We start from the raw sequence: 10,730 nt of genomic DNA on the forward strand, positions 1-10,730 counted from the left end.
TCGCCGCTGATCGGGGTGATCGGAGAGCAGTTTGCCCGCCCAGCCGATCAGCCGGGTGGTGGTCTCGCTGCCCGCGGCCGTCGAGGAGGTCGTGCGCTTCGAACCACCCGCACCCCACGTAAGCCGCTGCGTCACCCGCGACGTGACTCACTACGGCCAGACGGTCCCGACCGGCAGCGCGATGATGATGCTCGTCGGAGCGGCCAACCGTGACCCGCGGCGGTTCGGGCCCGACAGCGAACGTTTCGATATCCACCGCCCGCCGCGCCAGCACCTCGGCTTCGGGGTGGGCACGCACTTCTGCCTCGGCAACGCGCTTGCACGACTGGAGGGACGCATCGCCCTGGACGAGATTCTCGACCGGTTCCCCGACTGGCATGTCGACCTCACCGATGCCGAGCTCAGCCCGACGTCCACCGTGCGTGGATGGGAGTCGATGCCTGCCGTGGTGGACTGAGCGACGAGCCATACGACAAGCACAGAGTCTTCGCCCCTGACGCTTCTGCGTCGGAGGCGTTCAGCTGCCCGGCTGCCGGGCCGCGTACTGGAGTAAGACAAATTGGAGGAAGCGCACATGCCAGAGTTCGACTACGAAGAGATGAAACGGGAAGCAGAGCAGCACATCCGGTTCGAGAAAGACAGAAAGAACCGGATCGCCTACATCACGTTCGCCCGCCCGGAGGCCCAGAACTCGACGACGATGGGCATGCGCCAGCTCTACGCCGACCTGATCCACAAATGCAACGTGGACGACGACGTCAAAGTCGTCGTGATCCGTGGCGAGGGCGAGGATTTCGGCAGCGGCGGCGACCTTCCCGAGCAACGCGGCATGCTGGAGAACCCGGGCATGCCGCTGCTGCACGAACTCGCGATCAACGACGATGACGTCAAGTACCCGCCGGGTGGCTCGTATCGCTACCTCTCGACGGTGACCGACTTCTACGCCAAGGCGCGGGCCGGTAACCGGCCGCTGCAGGAGCTTCGCAAGATCAGCATCATCGAGGCGAAGGGGTACTGCTACGGCTGGCATTTCTATCAGGCCGGCGATGCGGACCTGGTGATCTCCTCCGACGACGCGCTTTTCGGCCATCCGGCGTTCCGTTACGTCGGCTGGGGGCCGCGGCTCTGGTGGTGGGCCGAGACGATGGGGCTGCGCAAGTTCTCCGAGATGTTGTTCACCGGAAGGCCGTTCAGCGCCAAGGAGATGTACGAGTGTGGCTTCCTGAACAGCGTCGTGCCCAGGGACCAACTGGAAGCCGAGACCGAGAAGTACGCGCTGGCCTGCTCGAAATCCCGCCCGACCGACACCGTCGCGGTGCAGAAGACGTTCCTCGAGCTGTACAAGCAGCACAAGGGCGAGTACTTCGGGAGCCTGCTGACCGGCATGGTCGAAGGAATGCTGCCGATGATCCAGAACGACCAGCAGAACGACGTCGACCTCACCGAGGGCACCTTCGAGAAGGGGCTCAACAACGTGGTAAAGGACAACGACCTGAACTTCCCCCCGGAGTGGCGGCTGAGCCGGTCGGGACGCAACAAGCCCTGACACCGTGTCGGCGCTGACCGGCTTCCGGATCATCGAGGTGGCCGAGCGGGTCACCGGCGAGTACTGCGGCAAGTTGCTCGCCGATCTGGGCGCCGACGTCATCAAGGTCGAGCGGCCCGGGTGGGGAAGCCCCACCCGGGCGCTGGCCCCCCTGGTCGGAGGCGACGACGGACATGAGCGCAGCGGGCTCTTCGCGTACCTCAACACCAACAAGCGTTCCGTCGAATTCGACACCGCCGCAACGCACGAGCTGATCACCACCGCCGACGCGGTGATCGACGACCACGGCGCGGCGTGGGCCGTCGAGCAGGGGTTGAGCCCGGAAGAGGTCGCTCGGCGGCACCCCCACGTGGTGTTCTGCACCGTCACGCCGTACGGGCGGGCAGCGCCGCAGGAGTTCGACAATGCCCAGAGCCTCAACGTCTTTCACGCCAGCGGGTGGGGATACCACACTCCCAGCCACGCCGATGCGGACCGGCCGCCACTGAAGGGACCGGGCCGATTCCTCGCCGATTACGAGGCCGCCCTCGATGCGGCCCTGTGCGTGGCGTCGGCGCTGTTCGACCGGATGCACAGCGGCCGAGGCGAGTACATCGACGTGTCACAGCAGGCGGTTCTGGCTTCGCGAGCCGATTGCATCCTCGGCCGGTTCGTCACCGGTGAGATCGCCCCGCAGGATCGCCGCGACGATTACGACCAGGCGGGACCCGCGTCCTTCTTCGCGAGTCGCGATGGGTTCGTCTATCTCTACATGACCAGTCGCGCCCACTGGCTGGGCCTCAAATCGCTTATGGGCGCGCCGGGGTGGCTCGACGAATTCGACGACGATTGGCTGGAATTCGGTGTCACGCCGCGGCGCGTCACCGATTTCCGTCGCGGCTTCGCCGACTGGATGCGGGACAGGCCGGGCGACGTCACCGCGGAAGAGGCGCAGCGACTGGGCGTTCCCCTGGTACCGGTCAACGGTGCAGCCGAACTCATGCGTTCACCTCAGTACCGACACCGTGGGTTCTTTCGAGACGTCACCGACCCTGTGTTCGGCACCGCCGCCTACCCCACCGTCGGCTACCGGTTCAGCGCGTCGCCGGCCGAGATCACCCTTCCCGCACCGAGCCTCGGCCAGCACACCGACGAGGTACGGGCCGAACTCTTCACCCCGCATACGGCTCCCGCGGTCAAGCACCCGCAACTCAAGGCCCCGAAGGACCCGCGGGGTGGCCCGTTGCAGGGTGTGCGGGTCGTCGAACTGACCAAGGTGTGGGCCGGACCGTACGCCGGCAAGCTGCTCGCCTTTCTCGGCGCCGAGGTCATCAAGGTCGAGTGCTCGGCGACCCCAGAGGAGATGCGCGCTTACGGCGGCACCGACATCAACCACGCCCCGTACTTCTTGAGCATCAACCCCGAGATCCTCAGCGTCGACATCGACATCAAGACAGCGCGAGGCCGGGATGATCTGCGGGCCTTGATCTCCCGCAGCGATATCGTGCTCAACAACCTGCGACCCGGCGCCATGGAACGACAGGGCCTCGGCTACCGGGAACTGACCGCGCTCAAAACCGACATCATCTCGGTGTCCATCAAGATGTGGGGCAATGACGGGCCGCTGGGCCACCAGACCGGCTATGCACCGAGTTTCGCCGCGCTGGCGGGCCTCGCGGCGTTGGTCGGCTATCCGGACGGGCCTCCCCTCGGCGCGAGTATGCGATACGGCGACTCCACGGTGGGCGCGGCCGCAGCGTTGGCCGCCGTCGCGGCGCTACTGCACCGGGAACGGACCGGCCAGGGCCAGTTCGTCGACGTCTCCGCCGTCGAGGTTCTCTCGTCGATGGTCGGCGACTGCCTCTTCGAGCAGAACCTGACCGGCCGGCTGCTCGGGCCGGACGGCAACCGCCATCCCGACATGGCGCCGCACGGTTGCTACCGGTGCGCGGGCGGCGAGTGGATCGCGATCGCCGTGGCGAACGACGATGTCTGGCAGCGCATGTGCGAGGAATTCGGTGCGGAGGACCTCGCTGCCCGATACCCGACGAGGGACGCGCGCCGCCGCGGTGCCGCGGTCCTCGATGCCGAACTGAACACCTTGACCCGCCACTACGACGCTTCCGGCCTCGCGCACCGGTTGCGGTCGGTCGGCGTCGGCGCGGCCAAAAGTGCGACCGCCACCGATGTGATCGGCGATGAATTGCTCTGGGAACGCGGCACGTATCGTTTCGTGTCGGACCGCCTCGAGGGTCAGCGGCCGGCGCTGGGGCCGTCATGGTCGATGACCCGGGCCGCCCGGATCGAGCGCGGCGCACCGGACCTCGGAGAACACAACGACTATGTGCTCGGCGACATCCTCGGGCAGACGGGAGTGAGGAACGCATGACCGTGTTGTCCGGGACGGTGGCGCTGGTGACCGGCGCCAGCAGCGGGATCGGCGCGGCGACCGCCCGAGCGCTGGCCGCCGAGGGCGCATCGGTTGCGTTGGTGGCGCGGCGTCGCGACCGATTGATCGAGCTGGCCGACGAGATCGCGGCGGCCGGCGGCAGGGCGTTGGCCGCGCCCGCCGATGTCGCCGACGCCGAACAGGTGGCGGCCGCGGTGGCCACGACCGTCGGCGAGTGGGGCCGCATCGACACGCTGGTCAACAACGCAGGCCTGTTGCGGATGGGTGACGCCGCCGAAGCGCCCCTGTCCGACTGGGAGGCTCTGGTGTCCGTCAATATCCACGGCGTGCTCTACGCGACGCGTACGGCCCTCCCCCATCTGATCGCCGCGGCCGAAGACTCCCCGCGCGGCGTCGCCGACGTGGTCACGATCAGCTCGACCGGCGGTCGGGTCGCCAGGCCCGGGACCGCCGTCTATTCGCTCACCAAGTTCGGTGTCAACGCGTTCAGTGAGGGCATCCGCCAGGAACTCATCGGCAAGCGGGTGCGCGTGGGAATCGTCGAGCCGGGCACGGTCGAGACCGAGATCTTCGATCACCTTGATCCGCAGGCGCTCACGGCTCAGCAAGCCAGGACGGCGGGAATGGTGAAACTGAAACCCGAGGACGTCGCCGACGCGGTGGCGTACATGGTGACACGCGACCGGCGCGTCGCGGTCAACGAGATCCTGGTGCGCGCGGCGGAACAGACATGGTGAAAATCGACTGGGTGCGCGGCGATGCGACCGGCCTCGCGTTTCCCGCCCACCCCGACGCGCTCCGCAGGGCAGGGACCGCCTTCCTCACCGACGCGTTGCGCGCCTACGGCACGCTGTCGGCCGACGGCGAGGTGGTCGCCATCGAACGCTTCGATGAGGTCTCCGGCGGCAGCACGGGACGAAAGGCCGCACTGACCGCGCGCTATTCGGGACACCAGCCTCCCCTGTGCACCGACCTGTTCGTGAAGTTCTCGCGCGACTTCGACGATCCGGTACGCGATATCGGGCGCACCCAGATGGAGTCCGAGACCCGATTCGCCGCGCTGACCCGCGCGCGGGGCTTTCCCATCGCCGTGCCGGCCACCCTGTTCGCCGACTTCCACCGCGAAACCGGAACCGGGTTGATGATCAGCGAGCGGATCGCGTTCGGGACAGGGGGCATCGAACCGCAGCACCACAAGTGTCTGGACTACGAGATGCCCGATCCGGCAGGGCATTATCGGGCGCTGCTGACCGCGGTCGCGCGCTTGGCGGGAACCGAGCGGTCGGGTCGGCTGCCCGCCGAACTTCTCGCCCCGTTCACGGTGGATCTGCGGGCTGCGACGGTGGGCCAGCCGCCGGCGTACAGCGCCGACCAACTCGAGCGCCGACTGCGCCGGCTTGTCGAGTTCGTCGAAGCTCATGAGGGCTTTTTCCCGGCGAACGTACGAACGTCATCGTTCCTGTCGACGTTCGTCGCCGAGGCGCCGCAGCTGATTCGGCGCGAAGCGAAGGTGTTCGAGCTGCTGAGCGCCGACGCCGACTATCTTGCGTTGTGCCACTGGAACGCCAACGTCGATAACGCCTGGTTCTGGCGCGGCGACGACGGCGAGCTGTGCTGCGGCCTGATGGACTGGGGCTGCGTCAGCCGGATGAATGTGGCGATGGCGGTGTGGGGTTCCCTGTCCGGGGCTGAAACCTCGCTGTGGGACGACCATCTCGACGAGCTGCTCGAGATGTTCTGCAAGGAGTTGCTGGCGAGCGGTGGCCCGGCGCTCGACCCCGCGACGGTGGAGCGTCATCTTGTCATGTACGCGACGCTGATGGGCGTCACATGGCTGCTCGACGTGCCGGCGCTGATCCGCAAGCGCCTGCCCGACTCGGGCCGGCACACCACGCGCATCGATCCGCGGATCAAGTCCGACGAAGGGGTCCGCGCACCGTTGCAGATGCTGACCAATGTGTTGAACGTGTGGCAGACCCGCGGCGAAACCAGCTGAGCCTCAACGAATCAGCGTTCGAACCTGTTCACGGGCGAAGAACTCCTGGTCCTCACCCCACCCCTGCCTGCCGTCCCATCGCCAGTCGGTCAGCGTCCAGAATGTCATCCGTCCCGGCCACCCGAGCCACCGCAGGGCGGTGCGCACATCGCCCTCGGCGTGCAACCCGCGGCCGCGGTCGTCCTCGGCGTCGAGCACCACCCGCACAGGCGCCCCGGCACGACGGTCGAGCACCCGGCGCTCACCGGCGACGAGCTCCCCCACCTCGCCGTCGCGCAGCAGGTAGCCGCCGACGACACGGTCGACGCCGGACCTGCTCGCCATCGTGATCGCATGCCAGCTGGACTCGGCGTCGGCGATGGCCCACAGGTAGTCGCCGGAGCGGCGGGCGCCTGGACGGTGCGGCCCCCAGGTGCGGTCGCGCATCGAGAAGCAGTCGATATCGAATCGCTCACCGTTCAGCGTCGCGGTGCCGCGCATGTGGCCCGGCTGGTCGAAGTGACAGTGCTGCGGGGACGCGGAACCGAGGACGTGGGGCGCCATCAACGATGTCCACTCGAGGTCGAGGTCCAGTCCCAGCTCCGAATAGGTCAGCCGGTAGCGGTGCATCGGTTCGACCACGACGTGGCGCAACGAATTCGGCAGCCGGAAGTCGGTGAAGTCCAGTGCACCCGTGGGTGGTTGAGTCCAGCGCCAGTCGTAGAACAGACAGTCGTAGGTCTCTTCGCCGCTCGGGTCCCACATCGCGGGCCCGCCTCCGCTGGTTCCGGTGCGGATGTCGTGGTAGTAGTACACGAACCCGTTGATGTCGCGCTCGGGTATCGCGAAGTTGAACCACCCGCTCTCGTTCCAGTCCGGATCCGCGGTGGCGGAATGGAAGACCTCGTCGGCCTCGGTTGTCATGCGCTCGCTCAATCCAGGTAGGTCACGCCGGTCAACTCTTCGGACAGCCGCCAAACCTCCTGACGGTCCTCGGCGCGACACACCGCGGGCGGCACCTTCGCGAAACCGACACCGCCGCCGGCGGTCTCGTAAAATCCGCGTGGACCGTAGTAGGCGCCGCCCTCGGCGTCGGGCGACGCCGCGGCATAGAGGGTCGGCTTGATCCCCTCGTCGACGTCGAGCCACATGAACGGCAGCAGGCGCCAGGTGGCCCTGGTGATACGGGCGTTCAGGGTCGGCTTGTCGCGTCCGTAGGAGGCGCCGCTGAGCAGGTTGGTCTTCGACAGGCCGGGATGGGCGGCGTTCGACATCAACCCCCACCCGTGCGCGCGGCTGCGCTGGTCGAGTTCCTTGGCGAACATCAGCTGCGCGAGCTTCGCCATGCCATACGAGCGCATCGGCCGGTAGCCGTGTTCGGCGTTGACATCGTCGAACGTCAACCCGCGCTGCGTGGCCGCGATGCTGCTGACGGTGACCACCCGCGCACCGGCGGATGCCCGCAGCAGTGGCAGCAGGTGCGCGGTCAAGGCGAAGTGGCCGAGGTGGTTCGCGCCGAACTGCAACTCGAAACCGTCTTCCGTCGCCTGCCGCTGCGGCGGGGTCATCACCCCCGCGTTGTTGATCAGGACGTCGATCGGGCGGCCTTCCTCGGCGAGATGGTCACCAAGGGCGGCAACGCTTTTCAGGGAGGCGAGGTCGAGATCCGCGACGCGGGCGCTGGCCCGTGGGACGGCCTGGCGGATCTGCGCAATCGCGGCCTCGCCCTTGGCGCGGTTGCGGACGGCCAGGATCACGTCGGCGCCGGCCGCCGCAAGCTCCCGCGCCAGCCCGAATCCGAGGCCGCTGTTGGCGCCGGTGACCACGGCGAGGCGGCCCGAGAGGTCGGGCACGCGCAGTTCGAGTCCGCCCTTCACCATTCGACCGGCAACTCGTAGAGGCCGTAGGCCAGCGCGTCGTGTTTGAAGGGCAGTTCGTCGACCGGAACCGCCAGTCGCATGGTCGGAATGCGTCGCAGCAGCGTCGGCAGCACGATCTGCAACTCCATCCGGGCCAACTGCTGGCCGACGCACTGGTGTCTGCCGTAGCCGAATCCGACGTGCGGACCGTCGTCACGGCGCAGATCGAGGCGGTCGGGTTCGGGAAACTGGCGAGGGTCCCAATTGGCCGGAGCCACATCGAGGATGATGCCCTCTCCGGCGCGGATCCGCTGACCGCAGACCTCGATGTCCTCCGCGGCGATGCGGCGCTGGCCGGTCTGAATGATGCTGACGTATCGCAGCAGTTCCTCGATGGCCGTGGCGATGACCTTCGGATCATCGGCGTCGCGCAGCAACGCGGCCTGGTCGGGATGTTCGAGCAGCGCCACGATGCTGACCCCGAGCTGTCCCGCTGTCGTCTCGTGACCCGCGATCAGCACACCGGTGGCCAGTTGGGCGGCTTCCCGGACGCTGATCTCCTCCGAACGCACCCGCTCGGCGAGGTCGGACACCAGATCCTCGCTGGGCTCGTCCATCTTCCTGCGCACCAGGTTGGCGATGTACTTCGCCAGCGCACCCGCGCCTTCGGCGGCGTCCTCGGCCGACGCGTAGCGGCTCATCCCCCGGTTCGCCTGCTCCTGGAAGAACGTCGCGTCTTCGTAAGGGACGCCGAGCATTTCGCTGATCACCAGCGACGGGATCGCCAGCGCGAGGTTCTCGACGAGATCCGCCGGTTGGGGGCCGGCCAGGATCGCGTCGATGTGTTCGTCGGTGATGCGCTGGACGGCCGGACGCAGCGCCTCCACCCGCTTGTAGGTGAACGGCCGCGACAGCATCCGGCGAAACCTCGTGTGCTCCTCGGCATCCGAGGTGAACACCGAGCGCGGCCGCTTGTGCACGGTGGCGAGCATGCCCTCGTTCCAGTGCGGATAGCCGGGTTTGCGGTCGTCGACGCTGGCCCGGCCGTCTGCGAACAACGAGCGGATCGCCTCGTATCCGGTCACCAGCCAGGGGGTGCTGCCGTCCCAGATACGCACGCGGTTGAGTTGACTGGTGTCGTTGAGATCCAGCGCTTTCGGCGGTGGGGCGAACCAGCGTCCGCCTGCGCGCGGCATCGGGAAGTCGGGCACATCGGACGTGCCGTCCCCCGTGCCGGGTGTGAGGGTGTCGGTCACGGGCGACCCCTTTCTCTGCGTGGCCGTTCGGTCCGGCGCACCGGCGCCTGCCACAGGCCGGTGATCGCATCGGTGAGCCCTTCGGCGGCTTGCGGCCACGGCGACCGGGCGAGCGGGCCGTGCTGAGCCAGGGCGCCCTCGTGTTCGGCGCAGGTATGCATGAGCAGGTTGCGCGCCATCACGATTCGCTCGAAGCGGACTCGCCTGGGCAGTTGGGCAAGGCATCCGGTGATGCCGTCGATCACCTGCACCAGATGCGGTGACGACAGCGCGTCCTTGGTGACCACGTCGCGGTAAGTCGGATCGGCCATGGCCTGGGCGGCGAACCGTGCATACCAACTCGGGTTGCCCAGCTGGTCGAGATGATCGGTCAGCGGACGGACCAGGCAGTCGACCCAGTCCCGCAGGTCGGCGGTCGCGCCCAGCCCGGCGAGCATCCGGGCCCGCAGTTGTTCGATCGGCACGCGGTGTTTGCTTTCGATCGCGCGCAACAGATCGGTCCGTGTGCCGAAGTGATAGCAGACGGCGGCGTTGTTGCCCTGCGATGCGGCCTCGCTGATCTGCCGGTTGGACACCGCGTGCATACCGCGCTCGGCGAAGAGGCGCTCGGCGGCGGCGAGCAGCACCTCGCGGGTGCCTTCGGACCTGTGTCCACTGAGAGGCCGGGCTGCGGTCACCGATTCAGTAGACACCGCCCCGAGACTTAAATCAAGCGATTGATTTAGTGGCTCGTGAGACTGCGGATCTGACGGCGGAGACCTGACGGTCACTCGGCCGTGGTGCTTGCCCACGCCCCCACACCGCACGACGATGGGACGGTGCCGGTGTCAGCGCGCGTTCTCGTGGCCGGGTCCGGGTTCGCCGGACTGTGGGCCGCGCTCGGCGCCGCGCGCCGTCTCGACGACCTCGGCGTCGACACGGTCGACGTCACCGTCGTCAGCTCCAAGCCGTATCACGACATCCGGGTGCGCAACTACGAGCCGGACCTGCGCCCGTGCCGAATCCCGCTGTCTCAGTTGCTCGATCCCGTCGGCGTCGGGCACGTCTCCGCGGAGGTGGTCGAAATCGACGCCGCTGCAGCCGAGATCAACACCGCCGACGGAGCAACGCTGGGTTATGACCGCCTCGTGCTGGCGGTGGGCAGCCGCGTCGCCAAACCCGACATTCCGGGTCTGGCGGAGTTCGGGTACGACGTCGACACCTACGACGCGGCAGTGCGTCTGCAGGAACACATTCGTTCGCTGCAGCGCGACGACACGGCGTCGGCGACAGCCGTCGTCGTCGGTGCGGGCCTCACGGGCATCGAGACGGCCAGCGAGTTGCCCGGGATGTTGACGGATGCGCTCGGGGTGACGCCGCGGGTGATACTCGTCGACCGCAACGCGCACGTCGGCTCCGACATGGGCGAGTCGGCACGCCCGGTCATCGAGAAAGCGCTGCGCGACAACCGCGTCGAGGCGATCACCGGCGTGGGCGTCACCGCGGTCGGCGAACGTAGCGTCACGCTGTCGACGGGTGAGGTCATCGAAACGGCCACCGTCGTCTGGTGTGCCGGTATGCGCGCCCATCCGCTGACGGGACGGCTGGGCGTGGGTGTGGACCCGCTGGCTCGCGTACCGGTCGACGACTATCTGCGGATCGCGGGGGTGACCGGCGTATTCGCCGCGGGTGACGTGGCCGCGGCGCGGATGGACGACGAACACCT

The 10,730-nt window shown here is 67.9% G+C and carries 9 protein-coding genes and 1 pseudogene; 6 read left to right on the forward strand and 4 right to left on the reverse strand.

The window, feature by feature from the left end:
• Positions 1–67: 67 nt before the first annotated feature.
• The 5 genes and pseudogenes from A5698_RS26910 to A5698_RS26930 all read left to right on the forward strand — a co-directional run.
• A pseudogene (locus A5698_RS26910) lies at positions 68–457 on the forward strand (cytochrome P450); the annotation flags it as partial.
• A 117-nt stretch (positions 458–574) separates the two neighbouring features.
• Positions 575–1,546: an enoyl-CoA hydratase/isomerase family protein gene (locus A5698_RS26915; RefSeq protein WP_068303349.1), complete on the forward strand. Its 972-nt coding sequence runs from the start codon at positions 575–577 to the stop codon at positions 1,544–1,546.
• A gap of 4 nt (positions 1,547–1,550) precedes the next feature.
• Complete coding sequence (locus tag A5698_RS26920; RefSeq protein WP_068303351.1) at positions 1,551–3,914, forward strand: CaiB/BaiF CoA transferase family protein; 2,364 nt, start codon at positions 1,551–1,553, stop codon at positions 3,912–3,914.
• Positions 3,911–4,672, forward strand: a complete 762-nt coding sequence (locus tag A5698_RS26925) for an SDR family NAD(P)-dependent oxidoreductase (RefSeq protein ID WP_068303356.1) — start codon at positions 3,911–3,913, stop codon at positions 4,670–4,672. The genes A5698_RS26920 and A5698_RS26925 overlap by 4 nt, the downstream gene beginning before the upstream one ends.
• A complete protein-coding gene (locus tag A5698_RS26930; protein ID WP_068303359.1) occupies positions 4,666–5,931 on the forward strand; it encodes a hypothetical protein in 1,266 nt (421 codons plus the stop codon). Before A5698_RS26925 ends, A5698_RS26930 begins: the two co-directional genes overlap by 7 nt.
• 3 nt (positions 5,932–5,934) lie before the next feature.
• Here the strand turns inward: A5698_RS26930 and A5698_RS26935 are convergent, their stop codons facing one another.
• Genes A5698_RS26935 through A5698_RS26950 form a run of 4 tightly spaced genes read right to left on the reverse strand, consistent with a single transcriptional unit; the run spans position 5,935 to position 9,717 of the window.
• Entirely contained in the window at positions 5,935–6,834 is a 900-nt protein-coding gene (locus A5698_RS26935; protein WP_068303365.1) for a DUF7064 domain-containing protein, read from the reverse strand.
• An 8-nt stretch (positions 6,835–6,842) separates the two neighbouring features.
• Positions 6,843–7,790, reverse strand: a complete 948-nt coding sequence (locus tag A5698_RS26940) for an SDR family oxidoreductase (protein WP_068303368.1) — start codon at positions 7,788–7,790, stop codon at positions 6,843–6,845.
• Positions 7,784–8,965: a cytochrome P450 gene (locus A5698_RS26945; RefSeq protein ID WP_084792644.1), complete on the reverse strand. Its 1,182-nt coding sequence runs from the start codon at positions 8,963–8,965 to the stop codon at positions 7,784–7,786. Before A5698_RS26945 ends, A5698_RS26940 begins: the two co-directional genes overlap by 7 nt.
• A 56-nt stretch (positions 8,966–9,021) precedes the next feature.
• Positions 9,022–9,717 (reverse strand): TetR/AcrR family transcriptional regulator, encoded by a 696-nt coding sequence (locus A5698_RS26950; RefSeq protein ID WP_068303374.1) that lies wholly within the window; start codon positions 9,715–9,717, stop codon positions 9,022–9,024.
• A 126-nt stretch (positions 9,718–9,843) separates the two neighbouring features.
• Between A5698_RS26950 and A5698_RS26955 the strand changes: the two genes are divergently transcribed.
• Positions 9,844–10,730, forward strand: an 887-nt coding sequence (locus tag A5698_RS26955; RefSeq protein WP_068303377.1) for an NAD(P)/FAD-dependent oxidoreductase, incomplete at its 3' end; no start/stop codon positions are given.

Origin of the sequence: Mycobacterium sp. E136 (assembly GCF_001666865.1) — a bacterium.
Classification (GTDB): Bacteria; Actinomycetota; Actinomycetes; order Mycobacteriales; family Mycobacteriaceae; genus Mycobacterium.